Below are 20,475 nucleotides of genomic sequence, written 5' to 3'. Positions count from 1 at the left end.
ATGATGGAAAAGTTTCGAGTTATTGGATCGGATAAGCCGCTAAGCGGTGAAGTGACGATCTCAGGCGCAAAAAATGCAGCGCTACCTATCTTATTTGCTTCAATTCTTGCTGAAGAGCCAGTGGAAGTAAGTAACGTTCCTCACCTACGTGACATCGATACTACGATGGAACTGCTTAAGCGTTTAGGCGCAAAAGTATCGCGTAATGGTAGTGTTCATGTTGATGGCAGCGAAATTAATGAATTTTGTGCGCCTTACGATTTAGTGAAAACAATGCGTGCTTCTATCTGGGCTTTAGGTCCTCTAGTCGCTCGTTTTGGTGAAGGCCAAGTGTCACTTCCAGGCGGTTGTGCAATTGGTGCTCGACCTGTTGATCTGCATATCCACGGCCTAGAGCAACTAGGTGCGACCATTAAGTTGGAAGATGGCTATGTGAAAGCAAGTGTTGATGGCCGTCTGAAAGGCGCGCACATCGTGATGGATAAAGTAAGTGTGGGTGCCACCATTACTATCATGTGTGCAGCAACGCTAGCGGAAGGAACAACAGTACTCGATAACTCAGCGCGTGAGCCTGAGATTGTTGATACGGCTGACTTCCTAAACAAACTGGGTGCTAAAATTTCTGGCGCAGGTACAGATACGATTACTATCGAAGGCGTTGAACGTCTTGGTGGTGGCCAACACTCTGTGGTTGCTGACCGTATTGAAACAGGTACTTTCCTGGTTGCTGCTGCTGTTTCTGGCGGTAAAGTGGTTTGTCGCAACACCAACGCTCATCTTCTTGAAGCTGCCTTAGCGAAGCTTGAAGAAGCGGGTGCGAAGGTTGAAACGGGCGAAGACTGGATCAGTCTTGATATGACGGGTCGTGAACTGAAAGCGGTGAAAATCGTAACGGCACCTCACCCTGGTTTCCCAACCGACATGCAAGCACAGTTTACTCTGCTTAACATGATGGCGAAGGGCAGTGGTGTTATCACTGAGACTATCTTTGAAAACCGTTTTATGCACATTCCTGAGTTACAGCGAATGGGTGCAAAAGCGGAAATCGAAGGTAACACGGCTATCTGTGGTGAAACGGAAAAACTGAGCGGCGCTCAAGTAATGGCAACGGACCTTCGCGCATCTGCGAGCCTTGTTATTGCTGGCTGTATTGCTCAAGGTGAAACCATCGTTGACCGTATTTATCACATCGATCGTGGCTACGATAAGATTGAAGATAAATTGTCAGCCTTAGGCGCAAACATTACACGATTTAGTGAGTCGAACTAACCTAGGTTAGTGGATTCATGAATCAGTAAGATGAAAACATAAAAGTCGGAACCTTGGTTTCGGCTTTTTTATAGTTGTATTTACCGCGAGTAAATCTATTGCTCATTTTTGCGCGAATAGATGAATCAACTTGGCGGTCGGTGAGGAACAAAATGATAGCAATATTACGTATTTTCGCAGTGGCGATATTTGCGATTCTTATGTTTGTATTTGGTTGTGGTTACTGCCTATTAAGTCCACGCAACCCGAAACACGTATTTACCTTTGGCCGTTATTTCGGTCGCATGTCGAAGATCTTCGGCATGAAGTTAGAGCTTCGCATCCCAGAAGATGCCTACTCTCGCGGCCAACATGTTTATGTGGCGAACCACCAAAACAGCTGGGATCTATTCACGATTTCATCAGCGGTAACGCCAAAAGTGGTAACTGTTGGTAAGAAAAGCCTAGTGTGGATGCCTCTATTTGGTCAGCTTTACTGGTTGACGGGTAACATCCTAATTGACCGTGCTAACCGTAGCAAAGCGGTAGGTACGATTGATCAGGTCGTGACGAGTCTAAAAGAGAGCGATGTTTCAGTTTGGATGTTCCCTGAAGGCACTCGTTCTCGTGGCCGTGGTCTGCTGCCATTCAAAACAGGTGCATTCCATGCTGCGATTGGTGCTGGCTTGCCTATCATCCCTATCGTGTGTAGCTCAACCGGTGGCGTGAAGCTAAACCGTTGGAACAATGGTCACGTGATTGTTGAAATGCTGCCACCAATCAGCACTGAAGGCTACGACAAGTCTAATGTTCGTGAACTGGCTAACCTAGCTCGTGAGCAGATGGCTGCGAAACTTGAAGAGTTAGACAAAGAAGTGGTTGAGCTTAATAAAAAGTAATTATCTAAGCGAAACGATGAACAATAAAAAAGGTTGCCAACGGGGCAACCTTTTTTGTATCTAATAAACACTCAGCATTACGCTAAGTCGTTTATCCGAAGGTGTTTAATCTAGAGATTAAAAGCTATTTGCGAACCGCAATAGCTTCGATCTCGATACCTACATCTTTTGGTAGACGAGCTACTTCAACACATGAACGTGCAGGGTAGTTTGCAACGCCGTGCTCATCGAAGAATTTGCCGTAAACCTCGTTTACTGTGCCGAAGTCGTTTAGGTCTTTAACGAATACCGTTAGTTTTACGATGTCTTTTACAGTCAGGCCTGAAGCTTCAACAACCGCTTGAACGTTGTCTAGAGATTGGCGAGCTTGCTCTGCGATATCAGCAGATACTTCACCAGTTGCTGGATTTACTGGGATTTGACCAGAAGTCAGTACCATGTTGCCAAGGTCAACGCCTTGTACGTATGGGCCGATTGCAGCTGGAGCAGATTCTGTGTGAAGTACTTTAGTCATTGGTTTATTCCATCAGTTATTAGATAAAAATCAATTTTCAGTGTGCCTTCAAACTTTGGATAGGTAAAGCGCAAAATACCCCGCACAGGCGAGGTATCTGATAGTTTTTACATTCGGTCTGCTTTGCCGTATGACGTTATCTTTCTGTTACGATCTCGCGAGAGAAGACTTTTTCGCAATACTTACACTTCAATCGAATATCTTCTTTCTTTTCAAAGATCTTAAAGCTACTTTCAACCGGTTCATTGTGAGTAATACAGTTGGTGTTTGGACACTCGAACACATCGTTGATTTGCTCAGGAAGTTCTAGTGGTAGTTTCTTAACCACTTCGTAATCTTCGATTTGATTCACTGTTGCGTGAGGCGCATAAAGTGCCAGCTTGCTCGCCTGTTCTTCTGTGATAAACACATTCTCAATCTTGAGCAGGTCTTTTCCGCCTAGTGCAGAAGACGGTAGATTCAGGCCAATCGTCACGCGCTGATGAGAATTGTGCATGTCGAACAGTTTTAGAACCTTGATCCCGATATTGGCTGGGATATGGTCGATAACAGTACCGTTTCTGATTGCTTCAACTTTTAATTGAGTCTCTTTAGACATTATATCTCTCCTCTACAGCGTTTCGTTAAGAACAAGGGCTAGCAATGCTTCACGGGCGTAAACACCATTCTCTGCTTGCTGGAAGTAGTAAGCGTAAGGTGTTTTATCGACATCGACAGTAATTTCATCAACGCGAGGAAGAGGGTGCAGAACCTTCAGGTTATCGCGTGCATTTTCCAGCATCGAAGCGGTCAGGATGTATGCGGATTTTATGTGCGCGTATTCTGACTCATCGAAGCGCTCTTTTTGAACTCGAGTCATGTACAAGACATCGAGCTCAGGAATCACATCTTCCATGTCCGTCAATAGTTGGTACTTGATGCCCGCTTCATCAAGCTCTTCGCAAATGTAGTCTGGCATCGCTAGAGCTTCTGGAGCCACGAAGTAGAAACAGATGTTGTCGAACTTCGCTAGTGCTTGAGTCAATGAGTGAACCGTACGGCCGTACTTAAGGTCACCAACGAATGCAACGTTTAGGTTGTCGAGGCGGCCTTGTGTCTCAGCGATAGAGAATAGGTCTAGTAACGTTTGTGTTGGGTGTTGGTTTGCGCCGTCACCTGCGTTAATAACAGGTACACCGTTTGAGAACTCAGAAGCCAGACGCGCTGCGCCTTCTTGAGGGTGACGCATCACGTAAGCGTCAACGTATGAAGAGATAACCTGTACCGAGTCCGCTAGCGTTTCGCCTTTCTTTGCCAAAGAAGTGTTACCACCACTGTCGAAACCAATCACATCACCACCGATGCGTTGAATCGCAGTTTCAAAAGAGAGACGAGTTCGCGTAGAAGGTTCGAAGAAGCAGCTGGCAACAACTTTGTTCTTGATGAGTTCTGGGTTTGGCTCAGCCTTTAGCTGACCTGCCGTTTGAACAATTAATTCTAGCTCTTCACGAGAAAGCTCTGGAATTGAGATGATGTGCTTTTGATAGAGCGAATTCGCCATGATCTTCTTCCCCACAATAATGTATTGGCCATAAAAAAGCCCCCCATAATGGGAGGCTTTAAAAAAGTGCTGAAAAGCAGAATAGACGGCCTGGTAAGCATCTTAGCTTACGAGCAATATTTGGTGTTTTCACAATATTACTATGTGTTATCACAATATTGGTTGGCGTCATTTTCACTACTCTCAGACAAATTGCCGAGAATTATACGCTTTCAATTTGTGAGCGCAAGCGATTACATCAAGCTTTTGTTTACTTTCAGTATTCGCTATTGACCCAGTGTCGCAACCATCACCGCTTTGATGGTATGCATGCGATTTTCAGCTTCATCAAACACAATTGAGTAATCCGATTCAAAGACTTCATCAGTAACTTCTAAACCGTTCATTCCATACTTATCTGCGACTTGCTGGCCGATCACGGTTTCATTGTTATGGAAAGCGGGTAGGCAGTGCATGAACTTCACTTGAGGGTTACCAGTTAGCTTAATGACATCCATATTCACTTGGTATGGTTTCATTACCGCCACACGTTCGTCCCAAGCTTCAGGGGCTTCGCCCATCGAAACCCAAACATCGGTGTATAGGTAATCACAACCTTTCACGCCTTCAGCAACGTCTTCAGTTAACGTGATTTTTGCGCCAGTGTTTTGCGCAATGGTTTGGCACTCTTCAACAAGCTGCTCTTCTGGCCAAAAGGCTTTTGGCGCGACAAGGCGAATATCCATGCCCATCTTCGCGGCTCCGACTAACAGAGAGTTACCCATGTTATTGCGTGCATCGCCTAGATAAGCAAAGCTGATTTGGTGTAGATGCTTCCCGCGGCCATGCTCAAGCATAGTGAGGAAATCAGCCAAAATCTGAGTAGGGTGGAACTCATCGGTTAAACCATTCCAAACCGGCACGCCCGCATAAGCGCCTAAGTCTTCAACGATACTTTGGCCAAAGCCACGATATTCAATGCCATCGTACATGCGTCCCAATACACGCGCCGTATCTTTCATTGATTCTTTTTGACCAATCTGAGAACCAGAAGGGCCAAGGTAAGAGACTTGAGCACCTTGATCAAAGGCGGCCACTTCAAACGCACATCGTGTTCGAGTTGATGCTTTCTCGAAGATCAAAGCAATGTTTTTGCCGTTGAGTTTCTTCTGCTCAGTGCCTGCATACTTAGCTTTTTTTAGGTCAGCAGACAGGTCGAGTAAAAACTGAATCTCTTTAGGAGTAAAGTCGAGAAGTTTTAGAAAGTTACGATTGCGAAGATTAAAGGCCATCTCTCGCTCCTTGCGTATATAGAATCAATGAAGAACTTAGTTAAACATAAAAATGCTATATTTGTGAATATTTATTTTATTAATTTGATAAAAAAGGCCAGTAAATGAATACTGGCCTAGATAAGATTATTGAGTCTGTTTAACTGAGCTCTTTGACTTAGATACCATCTCTTTCGATAGGGCAACTCATACAGCGCGCGCCGCCACGACCACGGCCTAGCTCGTTGCCAGGAATCGTTAGAACTTCGATACCCGCTTTGTCGTATTTCTCATTGGTGTAAACATTACGTTCATAACCAATCACGGTACCTGGTTTCACTGTCAGTACGTTGTTTGCGTCATTCCACTGTTCACGCTCAGCTTCGTAGTTATCACCGCCGGTTGTGATGATCTTCAGTTGATCAAGGCCTAGCGCGCCTTCAATCGCTGACAGGTAGTTTTCAGCTTTCTCGACACGCATTTCGCCATTTTCTTTTGGCGTTAAGCGCCAAGTGTCGAGGTCTTTACGCACGATCTCTGGATAGACAGAGAACGTGTCGATATCCATGTGTGTCATCACCGTATCAAGGTGCATACAAGAGCGGTGTTTTGGTAGATCGATCGCAATCACTTCGGTAGCTTGGCCTGATCTAAATAAGCTAGCCGCTAGGTTTTCGACACCTTGTGGTTTAGTACGCTCTGAAATACCAACCAGTACCGCACCTTTACCGATAACCAGTACGTCACCGCCTTCAATGTTAGCGTTGTCGTAGTGAAGGTCTTCATCACCAAAGTACTTAATGAAATCTTGGCCTGCGAACACTGGGTGCCAGCGGTAGATAGCACGCAGGTGGTTCGTTTCACGTTGACGTGCAGGCTTCATCATCGGGTTAAGCGATACACCGCCATAAACCCAGCAAGAAGTATCTCGCGTAAATAGGTGGTTAGGCAGTGGCTCGATAACGAAATCGAGTGGTCGATGCATTTTAGGCAGCATCGATGATGATTTGATAGGAAGCTCAGAGTAGGCCAAGCCACCGAGTAAGATCGTTGCTAGATGCTCATTATCCATTTGAGCAAGGTAGTTTCTTAAGTCACGGGCGAAAGTCGGCCCATAACGGAAATCTGAGATTTGAGTATTCAGCAACCACTCACGAGCCTGAGATACGGCAAGCGTTTCTACTAGCAGGTCATGCAGCAGTAGTACTTCTACGTCTTGGCTGCGCAGCGTTTCTGCAAAGGCATCATGTTCTTCACCAGCGGCTTCAACGGCAAGTACATCATCAAATAGAAGCTCATGACAGTTTGAAGGGGTGAGGTGGGTGAGTGCTCTTTCAGGTCTATTTAGGAGAACTCGTCTCAATTGACCGACTTCGGAGCCAACGTACAGCTTACTCATTTTGCATCCTTACTATTAATCCAGCGTCTATTTATGACAAGCTTGTCCGTAATATGCAAGTTTTGTAGATTGAGTTAATACAAGGTATTTGGGTAATAATTGGTCATAAAACCTGTGATTTTTAAGTTTATACAGATTAAATTCCAACTAACTGGCTATCGAACGGAACAACGTTTTTGAGGATCTATGCTCAATTCGTGGCTTGTTAAAATTGAATTTTGCTTATTAATCGTGATTTTTTATTCACTATTATGCACTTTTTGATAACAAGCTGAGGATTTATGCACCCCAAAAGCGGTTTAGCGTATGCACCTAACGTGACTAATCACGCAAGTTTTATTCAATAAGCCCTAAAGTGGCCACAAAAACGAAATGCTAAAATACGGCGTAGTTAATAAAATGTTGAAAATTTGTTTCTGTGATTTTGATTTCACTTTTGAATTGATATTGGCGCTGCGATCTCGCGATAAACTTACCTTTCTAGGCCTGATCTGGGTGGCTTTTCTGGACGATCCGTGCCATATTTCGTGGCAATCAAATTTGATCTTTTCATAGTCAACACTCTGGAGCAGACACATGTCTCACGAAGATGAATATCTATCAGTAGCGGAATTAATTGAATTTCAAAAGGAAGAGACTCGCGACATCATTACAGCATTAATTGAAGATGGTAGCGATCCTGAAGCTCTATACGATATCGAGCATCACCTATTTGCTGAAGATTTCGATGTGCTTGAGAAAGCGGTTGTTGAAGCATTCAAAATGGGCTTTGAAGTGCTTGAAGCTGAAGAGACAGAAGACGAAGATGGCAATAAGCTACTTTGTTGTGATGCAACGATGCAATGTACTCTGAATGCAGAAGCGATTGATGAGCAAGTTGAGAAGCTTGTAAACCTTGCAGAGAAGTTTGACATTATCTACGACGGTTGGGGCACTTACTACGAAGGTGAAGATGCTATCTACCCAGACGAAGATGATGAAGGCGAAGAGTAATTCTTTCCCAATTTTAAAAAATGCCAGCCTCGAGCTGGCATTTTTTTACCCTCAGAAAAATAAATGTCTTTATATGCATTCATTCATTATAATGCGGTCAAAATTGATCTAGCTCAAGGAATGATATGCGGTTGCTTCTCGATGGTCTTTGGCAAATTTCGCCACTGACGGATCTCTCTATCCCACAAGATGACATCACCTTTCCGGCTCCGTTAAGCTCAAAGCTCCCTGATAGCTTGAGTGAAAGTCAAATTGCAGAGCAAGAGTGGCACCTGATGCACGACATCGAAGTGGATGACGCTATGTTAGCGTGTCCATTTGTTGAGTTAGTGATGGCTGGAGTCGATTATTTTGCTGAAGTTCGACTTAATGGTGTGGCTGTTTTTGATTGTGATGGTAGCCAAGCTGAATACCGTAAAGATATCCGTCCTTATATGCAGTCCGGCCGAAACCGTTTCGAGATCCTTTTCCTTGAAGAAGAGGAGAGCCTATTGCTTGAAGAAGACATGGATGACTCTGTATCTTCACAGGCTATCGCTAAATCTGATTCACGCATCGGGATTTGGCAAGCGCCATACCTGCAGTTCGTTCGAAACGTCAAGCTAGAGCAAGTTGTCACAGAGCAGATCTGGCACCACGGTGGTGGCTGTGAGTTTAAAGTGGATGTTATCTATCAAACGCTAAAGGCGGGGTTAGTATCGGCATCCATCAAGTTTAATGGTATGACTCTCGTGATGCCGATTGATGTACGCGCTGAACATACTGGCGTCGTGTTCCAGGTCGAAGCTCCTATCATTTTTGATATTGAGAATCCTAACCCCAAGTATCTATACCCATTAGAAGTGGTACTTGATGGGCAAGAAGAGAGTTCTTTTGTTGCCTTGAACCCAACTTCTTGCGTCAGTAACTTTCTACGTTAACTCCGTATATTTTAGCGTTATCTTCTTTCGCTATAGCGGCGCATTCTGCTTATAACGACTTGGCCATGACAACCTCACAAGCGTCGTGGCCTGTTTCTCCCCAAGCTGACTCAAGATGCTCAAACCCAAGCTTCTCATAGAGTTTGACCGCAGCACCCAAGCACTTCGTCGTTTCTAAATACATGTGTTGATACCCAAGTTGCTTGGCTTGCTTTAAGCTCAAAGCGACAATTCGCTTGGCTAGGCCATGCCCTCGAGTTTGCGGTAAGAAGTACATCTTTTGTAGCTCACACACATTGGGTTTACCTGCTAGAGGGGCAAAGCCACCGCCTCCGACGATCTTTCCGTTGTGTTCGATAACCCAGTACATTGCATTCGCTTGGCTATAGACAGAGTACATATCGTCGAGTGTTGGATCGGCCACGCCATAACCTTTATCTTCTGTGAGTCCATGCTCAGCCGAAACTTGGCGAATGATTTGTGCGATGCTTGGGTTGTCTTGCGGTGTAATGGGTCTAAGGGTGAACTCAGCAATTTGTTCCATGATCTGCCTATGAAAGGGTCACTAATATGTGACCCAATATATGGTGACTAAGCATGTTGGTGCAAACAGAATTGTTGTTGTGCCATTTGGTCGCCTGATTTACGTAACCAGACTTTCTCGTGGAAGTAGTAAGCAACGGTATTTAAAGTTGGCTCTAGCAAAGCCATCACGCCGCCTATGAAAGCATCTCCAGTCAACAAGTAGACAACGGTAAAGGCAACACTAAAGTGGATGGTAGCAAAGCTTGCTGTTTTTAATTTGGTCATCCACTGGCGAGCTTTAAGAGCTGGAACTTGAGCCCACGCCTTTTCATGAAAATAGAAGGCAACAGTATTCACAGAGGGCTCAATCATAGCGATTAAGCTACCAATTAAGATGTCGCCTGTTAGTACATAAGCGACACTAAATGCGATAGTAAAATGTAATGCAGCAAAGGTTAGTGTCTTTTTCATGATAATTACTCAGTCGTTGTGTTGTTTTGATAGGTCTATTATTGAGAATTATTATCATTAAGTATAATGGGAAGTAGAGATTAATTTGATAGATGAAACCTATCAATCAGTGCGGCTAGAGTGAGAAGCATTGGAATATTGGAATCAGGGACATAAAAAAAGGCTGGTCACCAAGACCAACCTTTCTATTTAGACCGAGAAGTTTGAAGCCTTCTCGTTCACTCGGTTTTAAAGCGCAGCGATTGTCGCTTTTTGCTCTTCAAGCTTAACAAGAGTTTCCTTGTAGCCTTCAAGCTTTTCACGCTCTTTCGCGATAACTGCTTCTGGTGCTTTAGCAACGAAACCTTCGTTACCTAGCTTACCTTCGATACGTTTAATCTCGCCGTGAGTCTTAGCGACTTCTTTATCTAGACGAGCAAGCTCTGCATCTTTGTCGATAAGACCCGCCATTGGGATCATCAACTCAGATTTGCCAACCAGTTTAGTTGCACAAGCAGGAGTCTCTTCACCATCAGCTAGAACTTTAATATCGTCTAGCTTAGCTAGAGAAGTAAGAACGATCTTGTTCGCTTCGATACGAGCGGCATCTTTCTCATCAGCAACCTTGATCATTACTTCTAAGCCTTGGCTTGGTGCAATGTCGTATTCCGCACGTAGGTTACGGATAGCAGTGATGAAAGTCTTAACCCATTCGATGTCGTCAACGATCTCAGCATTGAAGTTAGCTTCATTAAACTGAGGAAGCGCTTGAGTCATGATTGTCTCGCCTTCAACGCCGTCTACTAGCGGCTTAACGCTCTGCCAGATAGATTCAGTGATGTAAGGAAGAACAGGGTGAGCAAGACGCAGAGTCTTCTCAAGAACCGTGATAAGCGTGTAACGAGTCGCTTGTTGTTGAGCTTCAGTACCTTTCCAAAGAACAGGTTTAGTTAGCTCTAAGTACCAGTCACAGAATTGGTTCCAGATGAATTCGTAAAGCGTGTTTGCTGCCATGTCTAGACGGTAGTTGTCTAGGTGAGCATTAAACTCTTTCGCTGCAACTTCAAACTGAGACTCAATCCACTTATCGGCTAGAGAGAATTCCATGTTTGCACGGTCTTCTACAGACAGTGACATGCCACAGTCGTGCTCTTCTGTGTTCATCAGTACGTAACGGCTTGCGTTCCATAGCTTGTTACAGAAGTTACGGTAACCTTCAAGACGCTTCATGTCCCAGTTGATGTCACGGCCAGTTGAAGCCATAGCAGCAAGAGTGAAACGCAGTGCGTCAGTACCGTAGGGTTCGATACCGTTTTCGAATGTTTTACGTGTGTTCTTTTCGATCTTAGCAGCCAGTTTAGGTTGCATCATGTTGCCACAACGCTTCTCTACTAGCTCTTCAAGGCCGATGCCGTCAATCATGTCGATTGGGTCAAGTACGTTACCTTTCGACTTAGACATCTTATCGCCGTTTTCATCACGGATAAGACCTGTCATGTAAACAGTTTTGAAAGGTACTTGAGCCTTGCCATCTTCGTCTTTCACGAAGTGCATGGTCATCATGATCATACGAGCAACCCAGAAGAAGATAATATCAAAACCAGATACTAGTACTTCAGATGGGTGGAATGTTTTCAGTGCTTCAGTATCTTCAGGCCAGCCTTGTGTGCCGAACGTCCAAAGTGCAGAAGAGAACCAAGTATCCAGTACGTCGTCGTCTTGCTTAAGCACAACAACAGGCGCTAGGTTGTTCTTTTCACGAACTTCTTCTTCAGTGCGACCTACGTAAACTTTACCATCGTTGTCGTACCATGCTGGGATACGGTGGCCCCACCAAAGTTGACGAGAGATACACCAGTCTTGCACGTCACGCATCCACGCGAAGTACATGTTTTCGTACTGCTTAGGTACGAATTGGATTTGACCATCTTCAACCGCTTTAACTGCAGGTTCTGCAAGAGGTGCTGTGCGCACGTACCATTGGTCAGTCAGCATTGGTTCGATAACCACGCCACCACGGTCGCCGTAAGGGACAGTCAGGTCGTGATCTTTGATCTCTTCAAGAAGACCAAGCTCATCGAATTCAGCAACGATAGCTTTACGTGCAGCAAAACGCTCCATACCTTGGTACTTAGCAGGGATACCTGTTGAGTAAACATCGCTTTCTTCGCCGTTAGTCGTGAAGACTTCAGCAGCATCACGGATATCAGCATTGAACGTTAGGATGTTGATCATCGGTAGGTTGTTGCGCTTACCCACTTCGTAATCGTTAAAGTCATGAGCTGGAGTGATCTTCACACAACCCGTGCCTTTTTCCATGTCTGCGTGCTCATCGCCTACGATAGGGATAAGACGGTTTACAACAGGAAGTAGGATTTCTTTGCCGATAAGATCTTTGTAACGAGGATCTTCTGGGTTAACAGCAACACCAGTATCGCCAAGCATGGTTTCAGGACGAGTCGTCGCAACAACGATGTAGTCTTTACCATCTGCCGTTTTAACACCGTTCGCTAGCGGGTAGCGGAAGTGCCACATGAAACCTTTTTTGTCTTTGTTTTCAACTTCAAGATCCGAGATTGCAGTGTGCAGTTTAGGATCCCAGTTTACTAGACGTTTACCACGGTAGATTAGGTCTTCTTCGTATAGACGAACAAACACTTCTTGAGTCGCAGCCGATAGGCCGTCATCCATAGTGAATCGTTCACGATCCCAATCTACAGATGCACCAAGACGACGAAGTTGTTGAGTGATCGTGCCACCTGATTCGCCTTTCCATTCCCAGATCTTGTCGATGAAAGCTTCACGGCCGTAGTCGTGTTTTGTTTTGCCTTCTTCGGCAGCAATCTTACGCTCAACAACCATTTGAGTTGCGATACCAGCGTGGTCAGTACCCACTTGCCAAAGCGTGTTTTTGCCTTTCATACGTTGAGCACGGATAAGCGTATCCATGATCGTATCTTGGAACGCGTGACCCATGTGTAGGCTGCCAGTGACGTTCGGTGGCGGGATCATGATGCTGTAAGCTTCTTTTGATGTGTCACCGTGTGGCTTAAAGTAGCCTTTCTCTTCCCAAGTCTTATACAGAGCTTGTTCGATTGATGTTGGGTTGTATGTCTTTTCCATAGTGCTCTTAAACGGATACTGTGAATGGTTAATCGTGGTCAAACTTCATAAGTGAAGCTTCTTGAATCTAAATCCAAAGATAGCTTTAACTATGAGGTTTGACTATGGATGTTGAATCTCGATAGTTTGTAGCTGATATCCAGCTTGACGGTAAATTTTATACCTTTCTCGAGCGAGTTGCTTAGCTTTTTCTTCGCAAGGGACGAAGTCTATCACCTGAGCAAAGGCGTTCGCAAAGGTTGTATGATTATCGGCCAGATTAATTACTAGCTGACGATTCCAATTATGTTTTACGCCTTGATAGCCAATTTCGATGTTGGTTGAATACTTCGGGCCTTCGCCAACCAAGTTGTGCGCAATAAAATCACAGGGTTCGACTTGCCAGAAAACTTCAGCAATACGCTCGGCATGCTCTTTGTCATTACAGTTGAGATAAAGTTTAGCGCCTTGTTTTGCAAAGTGCTGAGCAAGAAACAGCACATAGTGAGTAAAACCATCTTCGCGGGCTTGCGGACTGTCTGAAGGCACTATGTAAAAAGTGGCAGTTTGCATACTTAACACTCGAACTGAAAATTGTGGACCTCAATATTACTTGGTCTACAGACTCTAACAAATAGCAGTTATTAAAAAAGGGCCCGTAGGCCCTTTTTACTATTTTGAAGATGGCTCTTCAGTCTCTTGGCCGCTGCGGTTCAATAAGAATTGGACAAGCATTGAGACAGGACGACCTGTCGAGCCTTTCGCTGCGCCTGACTTCCACGCCGTACCAGCACTGTCGATGTGTGCCCAGTGGTACTTCTTAGTGAATTTAGACAGGAAGCAACCAGCAGTAATTGTGCCGCCAGGACGGCCGCCGATGTTCGCCATATCAGCGAATGGGCTGTTTAGCTGCTCATGGTATTCGTCAGCCATAGGTAGACGCCATGCTCGGTCGCTTGCTTGCTCTGAAGCATTAACAAGTTCATGAGATAGTGGGTTGTGGTTTGATAGAACGCCACTGATGTGGTGACCTAGAGCAATAACACATGCGCCAGTTAGTGTCGCAACGTCGACAACACAATCAGGTTCAAAACGCTCAACGTAAGTTAGAGCATCACATAAAACCAAACGACCTTCTGCATCAGTATTTAATACTTCAACGGTTTGACCAGACATCGTAGTTAGGATGTCACCAGGGCGATAAGCGTTGCTACCAGGCATATTTTCACAACCCGCTAGAATACCAACAACGTTGATTGGCAGGTTAAGTTTCGCCAATGCTTTCATTGTACCGAATACAGAGGCAGCACCACACATATCGTACTTCATCTCATCCATGCCTTCGCCAGGCTTAAGTGAGATACCGCCTGAATCGAAAGTAAGACCTTTACCGACTAGGACGATAGGTTTTGCGTCTGGATCCGCAGCGCCTTTGTATTCCATGATAGACATCATCGATTCGTTCTTAGAGCCACGGCCTACTGCTAGGTATGAAGTCATACCCAGTTTTTCCATCTCTTCTTCGCCAATGATCTTAGTCTTCACAGTTTCATAATCGTCAGCTAGGCGACGAGCTTGAGATGCAAGGTAAGCAGGGTTTGCGATGTTCGGTGGCATATTGCCTAGATCTTTCGATGCTTTCACGCCTGAAGCAATAGCAAGGCCATGAGAAATAGCTTTCTCACCAAGGCTCAATTCACGACGTGTAGGTACGTTGAATACCAATTTACGTAGTGGGCGACGAGTCTCTGGCTTATTACTCTTGAATTGGTCAAACGTGTAAAGGCCATCTTTAGTTGCTTCTACAGCTTGACGAACTTTCCAGTAAGTGTCGCGACCTTTAACGTGAAGTTCTGTAAGGAAACATACTGCTTCCATAGAACCTGTTTCGTTTAGTGTGCTGATGGTTTTTTGGATGATTTCTTTGTATTGACGTTCGCCTAGCTCACGCTCTTTACCACAGCCTACCAGTAGAACACGTTCTGAAAGTACACCAGGTACTTGATGCAGTAGTAGCATCTGGCCAGGTTTACCCTCTAGATCACCGCGACGAAGCAGTGAACTAATATAGCCATCGCTAATCTTATCTAATTGCTCGGCGACTGGAGAAAGGCGGCGCGGTTCGAATACACCGACAACGATACATGCGCTGCGTTGTTTCTCTGGGCTGCCACTTTTTACACTGAACTCCATGCGTACTCCTACATCCTGAAGACAAATCGAACTAAATGTTAGATAATGGGTTCTTACTTGTTGGATCCTATAATGGAACTAACCTTAAAGAAGAACGCTAACACTTAGCTAAAAATTTAAAAAAATAAAAGGTTCAACGGGAAATTATAGTGATTCAATCAAAAAAACAAGTTTTGTATAGGTAATTTGAGCGTGATTATTGTTAGATATTTGATCCGCGAGACAATCAAGAGCCAATTTGCGATCTTTTTTGTTCTCTTTCTCGTGTTTCTCAGCCAAAAATTCATCAGTGTTTTAGCGGATGCCTCTGATGGTGATATCCCTGCGAGTCTTATATTGTCGATTGTTGGCTTAAATATGCCAGCGATGGGCCTATTGATGCTTCCACTCAGTATCTATATTGGTATTTTGCTTACTTTTGGCCGCCTTTACGCTGAAAGTGAAATAGTGGTCATGAACGCCACCGGTATCGGTAATAAATTCCTGATCCAATCTGCGCTTTACCTCGCTTTAATTACGGCATCTGTTGCAGCCTTTAACTCATTTTGGTTATCTCCTTGGTCACAAGACAAAGTTGAACAAATGTATGAAGAAGTAGCTGCAGAGAACAGCGTTGATTTGCTACCAAAAGGTAAGTTTGAAGGTACGCCGGATGGCTCTTCTGTCGTGTTTATTGATGATATCGACGGTAATAAGTTAGAAAACGTGTTCGTAGCTCAAATGCGTCCGCGTGATTCTGTACTGCCAAGTGTGATGTTCTCGAAGTCAGGTGATGTAAAAGAGCTCAGTGATGGTCGCCAAGTGATCGTAATGTACGATGGTACTCGTCATGAAGGCATTCCGACTCGCCTCGACTACAGGGTGACGCACTTTGAAGAATACGAAGGCCTGATTGGTCAGCGTGAAGTTGAGAAGAAAGGTCGAGACTGGGAAGCGATCCCTACGCTTGAACTGATTGGTAACTCAAATAATAGTGCGAAAGCAGAGTTGCAGTGGCGTATTTCTTTGGTACTTTGTATTCCATTGTTGACCATGCTTGTCGTGCCACTGTCTGCGGTAAACCCTCGGCAAGGTCGTTTTGCGAAAATCGGCCCAGCAATACTGATTTATCTCACCTATTTCTTAGCAATCAGTGCAACCAAGTCTTCAATCGAAGAGGGGAGCATTCCTGCGGTAATCGGCATGTGGCCAATCAATGCGTTATTGTTATTTGTCGCGATTGGTGCCAACTTTATGGATAGCGTGCCAGTAAGGCGTTTGAAAGAAAAATTCAAGAATAAGAGGTTGGCTTAAGCCGTGTTTAAGATTCTCGATTTATATATAGGCAGAACCATCATCGCAACGACGTCACTGGTATTGGTGACGTTTGTTGGTCTCTCTGGGATCATCAAATATGTAGAACAGCTAAGAAAAGTTGGCCGTGGTACATACGATCTATTACAAGCGCTGTATTTCGTTTTATTGAGTATCCCTCGTGATATCGAAATGTTCTTTCCAATGGCTGCATTGCTTGGCGCATTGATAGGGCTTGGTATGCTTGCTGCAAGTTCTGAGCTTGTCGTTATGCAGGCAGCTGGTTTCTCTAAGTTAGATATCGGCCTATCAGTACTTAAAACAGCTATTCCACTGATGATCGTGGTGACATTGCTTGGTCAATGGGGAGCACCGCAAGCGCAGAAAATGGCTCGTGATCTAAGAACTATCTCGATTGCTGGTGGTAATATTATTTCGACGCAAAGTGGTGTCTGGGCTCGTGATGCCAATGACTTCATCTTCATTGTCAAAATCGATGACCAGAAGCTATATGGAATGAACATGTGGCGCTTTGATGAAAACAAGGCACTTAAAACCGCTATTTATTCTGACGAAGTTGATTACGTTGGAGACAACGTGTGGACGATGAAGGATGTAGAGATCACGTCTTTTGAAAACGAACTTCAAATTACTAAAGAAAGTTTACCGACTTACTCTTGGGAAACGTCATTAGCTCCAGATAAGTTGGCGATAGTAACGGTTAAACCAGAAGAGCTATCGTTAAGTGGGTTGTATGATTATGTTTCTTATCTGAAGGCGTCAGAGCAAGATGCATCACGCTATGAATTGGCGCTGTGGAGAAAGATAACCCAGCCAATTTCGATCGCGGTTATGATGTTGATGGCACTGTCGTTTATCTTTGGTCCTTTGCGTAGTGTGACCATGGGTGCGAGGATTTTGTCAGGTGTTATTGCTGGCTTTACCTTCTATATATCCAGTGAGTTCTTTGGCCCAGTGAGTTTGGTTTATCAAATACCACCCGCCTTTGGCGCAATAGCCCCGAGCGTGGTGTTCCTTGGAATTGCCATCATGCTCTTGAGGCGGAAACTGTAAATAGTAAAAAGGAAGGCATAACGCCTTCCTTTTTTGATCTTGATTGGAGCTAACTTAAATCACATTATCGTGCTTGTGGTAACACAACGACTTCGGTCTTTGCCCAGATATCGTGAAAGCCACGTTTTTCAGGATCGAATGGAACACATAGGTTTGCCAGTCCAAAACCTGAAGTACCTAAACGAATCAGCGCCTGAGTTACTGTGAGCGCTGAGCCATCTTTGTTTTGAACGCGCAGCTTCCAAGCTCTCATGCCGAGAGTTTGACCAGCTCTAGTCCAGAAGAACACGAAGAAATATACCCAAACGGCGACTAAGTAAAAGGTATATGCAGGGCTCCAAATCGGATGGTTGGTTAAGAAGTCACTAACATCGGCATAACCGCTGTGGTTAAAAATGCCGAGAGCCATGAGCGCGTGCAGTAGAGCGACAATGACGCCAGCCGCCAACATTTCAATAGCGATTACGATCAGAGCGTCGTAGAACAAGGCACCAAATCGGCGCATGACTCCTGCTGGTGGCAGAGTGTTTGTTGATGTCATGTGTTATTACTTCTTTAAAAATTGAGGCGTCAGAATATAGTTTAAGGCTTAGCCTGAAAAGAGACATGACGCACAGCTTATGACTTAGTGGCGAAATTATCGGCAAACACACATGAATTCAAGTTTTTATACTTGCCACATCAGTTCGCATACGTATAATGCCAAACATCGAAAGGGCAATGCCCCAAGATAATGCCGGTATGGTGAAATTGGTATACACGACGGATTCAAAATCCGTTGCCTTCGGGCGTGGCGGTTCAAGTCCGCCTACCGGTACCATATTTAAATGACAAAGCCTCGACGAAAGTCGGGGCTTTGTTGTATCTGGGATATAGGAAGCGTTGCCTTCGCGGTGGCGGCAAGAATGCCTGTCCAATCAGTCCGCCTATCGGTACCAAACATAGAAAGGTCGCTTTTATAGCGACCTTTCTATGTTTTGGACGTATGTGAATTTGAAATCCGGCGTGTCGTTGCAGTTGCTCTTCAATCAGACAGATCTTGATGTTTCACTCCTAAATCTCATAATTTCCCTTCGCTATTCGATCTGATAATGAATTAATTATCTTAAATCATGATGTTACCTGTCATTCTCTTTTCTATTGTCTATGTTTAAAGGACTAACAGAGGAGATAGATATGCTGACAGTAACCCCTTACTTGTTTTTTGATGGTCGTTGTAATGAAGCGTTGGATTTTTATCACAAGTGCTTTGGTGGTGTGGTTTTATCTAAGCAGCTTTTTAGTGATGCACCACAGGTAATCGAGGGCGCTCAACCTGATTGGGTTATGCATGCTGAGTTCGAAGCGTTTGGTATGAAGCTGATGATGTCTGATGGTGTTAAGGCAAAAGAACTTGAAGGCAACAATCTCGCTCTCTCTCTTGTGACTGAAGATACCGCGACTCAAGAACAAATCTTTGAAAAGCTCAAGAAGGGAGGGCGGATAATGACTCCACTCGCAGATACTTTTTGGGGGGCTCGATTTGGCAAAGTAGAAGATAAATTCGGTATACGCTGGATGGTGCACTGCGACTCTTTAAGTTGAGCCTGTGAAATTGGATAGTGAAATTGCTGCTTGGTTTTATTAGAATTATAAATAGAGATTAATCATCAATATTATATATAAAAATGGGCAGCATAAAGATTACCGTAGATCGCATTCAGCCCGGTCTGCATATACGACTCCCCGTAAAATGGAATGAACACCCATTTTTATTCAACAGCTTTAAAATCAAAGATGACGCTCAAGTAAAAGTAATTCGACATCTTGGGATTAAGCACGTCTATATAAACCTGAGTCAAAGTGATACCTCACCTTTACCTGTTAATCACGTAGGTGAACAAGAAGTCGATATTGATTCACAGGTAAGCCTTGAAACGGAAAGAATGTGGAAAGATAAGCATGAGCGTATCGAAACCCTTAGCTCTTACCGCCGCAGGGTGAGTCATTGTGAGAGAGAGTTTGAACGTTCGCTTGCTCGAATGCGATCTGTGATGACCAAGATCCGTAACAGACCTTTAGATGCGGTAGGGGAGGTTAAGGCTCTTGTTGATGATATCGTTGAAACTCTAGTGAGCGATGATAACGTCACCTTGCACCTTATGAATGCTAAAGCAGATTTCGAAGATATTTACTTTCATACTCTAAATGTTTCGGTTGTTGCACTGATGATAGGAAAGGCCAAAGGCTATAACACACAGCAATTGAAAGACCTCTCATTCGCAGCGTTGTTTCACGATGTAGGCAAGATCAAAATACCAGTCGCGATACTAAGAAAGCAGAGTGCACTAACGGTGCCAGAAGAGAACTACCTGAAGCTTCATACTAAATACGGTGCGGATATTGTATCGGCAATTGATGACTTTCCTGAAAGTGCTAAAAAGGTGATCGCTCAACATCATGAGATGAATGATGGTTCTGGCTACCCCGAGGGCTTAAAAGAACATGAGATTGATGAATTTGCCAAGATAGTCGCCGTGGCTAATGCATTTGATAACCTTTGCCATGGTAAAACGCAATCTCAACAAATGATCCCGTATTTGGCACTGTCCCACCTATATAAGAGCTGCAAGCATCTATATAGCCAAGATAACTTGGGGCTGTTAGTTAAGTTCATGGGAGTCTATCCACCAGGAACTGTAGTACAGCTTTCAAATGACTCGATTGGGATTGTGATATCCGTTAACGCTAAACATATGCTTTATCCAAATGTACTTATCTATGATCCTAGCGTGCCAAGAACCCAAGCTCCGATCATTGACCTCTTTATTAAAGAGATCAAAATCGTTAATGCCGTTCATCCAAGCAAATTACCTGAACAAGTTCGAGAGTATCTAAACCCTAGGGCTCGTTTATCTTACTTTTTTGATAGTGGAGAGTAGTTATCCACAGGTCGTTGTGGGTAATTTGTTCGAAACTTGGGGTGAAAGTGGTATAAATAAGCCCTTGGTTGAAATGTCTTCGCTTAACCTCTTTTTTTAATAAAAAACGCATTTATTGCTTGCCAATATGAGCGGCATCTCTATAATGCCGCCT

Annotated in this window: 19 protein-coding genes and 1 tRNA gene; 9 read left to right on the top strand and 11 right to left on the bottom strand. The window is 44.3% G+C overall.

Translation table 11 applies throughout. From position 1 onward, the window contains the following. The first annotated feature begins 3 nt into the window (after nt 1–3). Both murA and AB4623_RS03615 read left to right on the top strand, forming a co-directional pair. Nucleotides 4–1,269, top strand: coding sequence for a UDP-N-acetylglucosamine 1-carboxyvinyltransferase (gene murA, locus AB4623_RS03620; RefSeq protein ID WP_017058925.1), 1,266 nt, complete (start codon nt 4–6; stop codon nt 1,267–1,269). Nucleotides 1,270–1,421: 152 nt separating this feature from the next. Next, entirely contained in the window at nt 1,422–2,147 is a 726-nt protein-coding gene (locus AB4623_RS03615) for a 1-acylglycerol-3-phosphate O-acyltransferase (protein ID WP_017058926.1), read from the top strand. Between the two features lie 124 nt (nt 2,148–2,271). On the opposite strand, the gene AB4623_RS03610 is transcribed toward AB4623_RS03615, so the two are convergent. From AB4623_RS03610 to arcA, 5 genes are all read right to left on the bottom strand, one after another. Next, the gene (locus AB4623_RS03610; RefSeq protein WP_004735319.1) at nt 2,272–2,661 is read right to left on the bottom strand and encodes a RidA family protein; all 390 of its coding nucleotides are present in this window, start codon (nt 2,659–2,661) and stop codon (nt 2,272–2,274) included. 136 nt (nt 2,662–2,797) lie between these two features. After that, nucleotides 2,798–3,259 (bottom strand): aspartate carbamoyltransferase regulatory subunit, encoded by a 462-nt coding sequence (gene pyrI / locus AB4623_RS03605; RefSeq protein ID WP_017058927.1) that lies wholly within the window; start codon nt 3,257–3,259, stop codon nt 2,798–2,800. 12 nt (nt 3,260–3,271) lie between these two features. Then, nucleotides 3,272–4,201 carry an aspartate carbamoyltransferase gene (gene pyrB / locus AB4623_RS03600; RefSeq protein ID WP_012604860.1) on the bottom strand — a complete coding sequence of 310 codons (930 nt, stop codon included), beginning with the start codon at nt 4,199–4,201 and terminating at the stop codon, nt 3,272–3,274. Nucleotides 4,202–4,467: 266 nt separating this feature from the next. Continuing rightward, nucleotides 4,468–5,472, bottom strand: coding sequence for an ornithine carbamoyltransferase (locus tag AB4623_RS03595; protein ID WP_065584323.1), 1,005 nt, complete (start codon nt 5,470–5,472; stop codon nt 4,468–4,470). A gap of 157 nt (nt 5,473–5,629) precedes the next feature. Then, complete coding sequence (gene arcA, locus AB4623_RS03590) at nt 5,630–6,850, bottom strand: arginine deiminase (protein ID WP_017058929.1); 1,221 nt, start codon at nt 6,848–6,850, stop codon at nt 5,630–5,632. 576 nt (nt 6,851–7,426) lie between these two features. On the opposite strand from arcA, the gene rraB reads away from it, so the two are divergent. After that, nucleotides 7,427–7,843, top strand: coding sequence for a ribonuclease E inhibitor RraB (gene rraB, locus AB4623_RS03585; RefSeq protein ID WP_017058930.1), 417 nt, complete (start codon nt 7,427–7,429; stop codon nt 7,841–7,843). A gap of 125 nt (nt 7,844–7,968) precedes the next feature. Further along, nucleotides 7,969–8,763: a glycosyl hydrolase 2 galactose-binding domain-containing protein gene (locus tag AB4623_RS03580; protein WP_017058931.1), complete on the top strand. Its 795-nt coding sequence runs from the start codon at nt 7,969–7,971 to the stop codon at nt 8,761–8,763. A 49-nt stretch (nt 8,764–8,812) separates the two neighbouring features. Here AB4623_RS03580 and AB4623_RS03575 read toward each other — a convergent pair whose 3' ends face one another. The 5 genes from AB4623_RS03575 to pepA all read right to left on the bottom strand — a co-directional run bounded on the left by AB4623_RS03575 (nt 8,813) and on the right by pepA (nt 15,033). Next, nucleotides 8,813–9,307 (bottom strand): GNAT family N-acetyltransferase, encoded by a 495-nt coding sequence (locus AB4623_RS03575; protein WP_017066666.1) that lies wholly within the window; start codon nt 9,305–9,307, stop codon nt 8,813–8,815. 47 nt (nt 9,308–9,354) lie between these two features. Further along, the gene (locus AB4623_RS03570) at nt 9,355–9,759 is read right to left on the bottom strand and encodes a DUF2061 domain-containing protein (RefSeq protein ID WP_017058933.1); all 405 of its coding nucleotides are present in this window, start codon (nt 9,757–9,759) and stop codon (nt 9,355–9,357) included. Between the two features lie 228 nt (nt 9,760–9,987). Next, on the bottom strand, nt 9,988–12,861 hold the full coding sequence (locus tag AB4623_RS03565) for a valine--tRNA ligase (protein WP_017063742.1): 2,874 nt from the start codon (nt 12,859–12,861) through the stop codon (nt 9,988–9,990). 102 nt (nt 12,862–12,963) lie between these two features. Continuing rightward, the gene (locus AB4623_RS03560; RefSeq protein WP_102333032.1) at nt 12,964–13,413 is read right to left on the bottom strand and encodes a DNA polymerase III subunit chi; all 450 of its coding nucleotides are present in this window, start codon (nt 13,411–13,413) and stop codon (nt 12,964–12,966) included. Between the two features lie 99 nt (nt 13,414–13,512). Then, on the bottom strand, nt 13,513–15,033 hold the full coding sequence (gene pepA / locus AB4623_RS03555) for a leucyl aminopeptidase (RefSeq protein ID WP_372145769.1): 1,521 nt from the start codon (nt 15,031–15,033) through the stop codon (nt 13,513–13,515). Nucleotides 15,034–15,225: 192 nt separating this feature from the next. Here pepA and lptF point away from each other — a divergent pair, with 192 nt between their 5' ends. Together lptF and lptG are read left to right on the top strand one after the other, a co-directional pair. Continuing rightward, a complete protein-coding gene (gene lptF, locus AB4623_RS03550) occupies nt 15,226–16,326 on the top strand; it encodes an LPS export ABC transporter permease LptF (RefSeq protein ID WP_017058937.1) in 1,101 nt (366 codons plus the stop codon). A gap of 3 nt (nt 16,327–16,329) precedes the next feature. Then, nucleotides 16,330–17,400, top strand: coding sequence for an LPS export ABC transporter permease LptG (gene lptG / locus AB4623_RS03545; protein WP_017058938.1), 1,071 nt, complete (start codon nt 16,330–16,332; stop codon nt 17,398–17,400). Between the two features lie 64 nt (nt 17,401–17,464). Here lptG and AB4623_RS03540 read toward each other — a convergent pair whose 3' ends face one another. After that, complete coding sequence (locus AB4623_RS03540) at nt 17,465–17,941, bottom strand: RDD family protein (RefSeq protein WP_102394274.1); 477 nt, start codon at nt 17,939–17,941, stop codon at nt 17,465–17,467. 194 nt (nt 17,942–18,135) lie between these two features. On the opposite strand from AB4623_RS03540, the gene AB4623_RS03535 reads away from it, so the two are divergent. The 3 genes from AB4623_RS03535 (at nt 18,136) to AB4623_RS03525 (ending at nt 20,321) form a co-directional block, all read left to right on the top strand. Beyond that, a tRNA-Leu gene (locus tag AB4623_RS03535) sits at nt 18,136–18,220 on the top strand. A 356-nt stretch (nt 18,221–18,576) separates the two neighbouring features. Then, nucleotides 18,577–18,984, top strand: a complete 408-nt coding sequence (locus tag AB4623_RS03530) for a VOC family protein (RefSeq protein WP_017055297.1) — start codon at nt 18,577–18,579, stop codon at nt 18,982–18,984. 83 nt (nt 18,985–19,067) lie between these two features. Next, on the top strand, nt 19,068–20,321 hold the full coding sequence (locus AB4623_RS03525) for an HD-GYP domain-containing protein (RefSeq protein WP_017063746.1): 1,254 nt from the start codon (nt 19,068–19,070) through the stop codon (nt 20,319–20,321). Nucleotides 20,322–20,475: the final 154 nt, after the last annotated feature.

Source organism: Vibrio sp. 10N.222.52.C12, from assembly GCF_041474215.1.
Lineage (GTDB): Bacteria > Pseudomonadota > Gammaproteobacteria > Enterobacterales > Vibrionaceae > Vibrio > Vibrio crassostreae_C.
This window is presented reverse-complemented; position numbering and strand designations above follow the sequence as displayed.

What these genes read in the sequence shown, in the direction of transcription:
- murA (WP_017058925.1), top strand. Translation starts at nt 4, where the DNA reads ATGGAAAAGTTTCGAGTTATTGGATCGGATAAGCCGCTAAGCGGTGAA.
- AB4623_RS03615 (WP_017058926.1), top strand. Translation starts at nt 1,422, where the DNA reads ATGATAGCAATATTACGTATTTTCGCAGTGGCGATATTTGCGATTCTT.
- AB4623_RS03610 (WP_004735319.1), bottom strand. Translation starts at nt 2,661, where the DNA reads ATGACTAAAGTACTTCACACAGAATCTGCTCCAGCTGCAATCGGCCCA.
- pyrI (WP_017058927.1), bottom strand. Translation starts at nt 3,259, where the DNA reads ATGTCTAAAGAGACTCAATTAAAAGTTGAAGCAATCAGAAACGGTACT.
- pyrB (WP_012604860.1), bottom strand. Translation starts at nt 4,201, where the DNA reads ATGGCGAATTCGCTCTATCAAAAGCACATCATCTCAATTCCAGAGCTT.
- AB4623_RS03595 (WP_065584323.1), bottom strand. Translation starts at nt 5,472, where the DNA reads ATGGCCTTTAATCTTCGCAATCGTAACTTTCTAAAACTTCTCGACTTT.
- arcA (WP_017058929.1), bottom strand. Translation starts at nt 6,850, where the DNA reads ATGAGTAAGCTGTACGTTGGCTCCGAAGTCGGTCAATTGAGACGAGTT.
- rraB (WP_017058930.1), top strand. Translation starts at nt 7,427, where the DNA reads ATGTCTCACGAAGATGAATATCTATCAGTAGCGGAATTAATTGAATTT.
- AB4623_RS03580 (WP_017058931.1), top strand. Translation starts at nt 7,969, where the DNA reads ATGCGGTTGCTTCTCGATGGTCTTTGGCAAATTTCGCCACTGACGGAT.
- AB4623_RS03575 (WP_017066666.1), bottom strand. Translation starts at nt 9,307, where the DNA reads ATGGAACAAATTGCTGAGTTCACCCTTAGACCCATTACACCGCAAGAC.
- AB4623_RS03570 (WP_017058933.1), bottom strand. Translation starts at nt 9,759, where the DNA reads ATGAAAAAGACACTAACCTTTGCTGCATTACATTTTACTATCGCATTT.
- AB4623_RS03565 (WP_017063742.1), bottom strand. Translation starts at nt 12,861, where the DNA reads ATGGAAAAGACATACAACCCAACATCAATCGAACAAGCTCTGTATAAG.
- AB4623_RS03560 (WP_102333032.1), bottom strand. Translation starts at nt 13,413, where the DNA reads ATGCAAACTGCCACTTTTTACATAGTGCCTTCAGACAGTCCGCAAGCC.
- pepA (WP_372145769.1), bottom strand. Translation starts at nt 15,033, where the DNA reads ATGGAGTTCAGTGTAAAAAGTGGCAGCCCAGAGAAACAACGCAGCGCA.
- AB4623_RS03540 (WP_102394274.1), bottom strand. Translation starts at nt 17,941, where the DNA reads ATGACATCAACAAACACTCTGCCACCAGCAGGAGTCATGCGCCGATTT.
- AB4623_RS03530 (WP_017055297.1), top strand. Translation starts at nt 18,577, where the DNA reads ATGCTGACAGTAACCCCTTACTTGTTTTTTGATGGTCGTTGTAATGAA.
- AB4623_RS03525 (WP_017063746.1), top strand. Translation starts at nt 19,068, where the DNA reads ATGGGCAGCATAAAGATTACCGTAGATCGCATTCAGCCCGGTCTGCAT.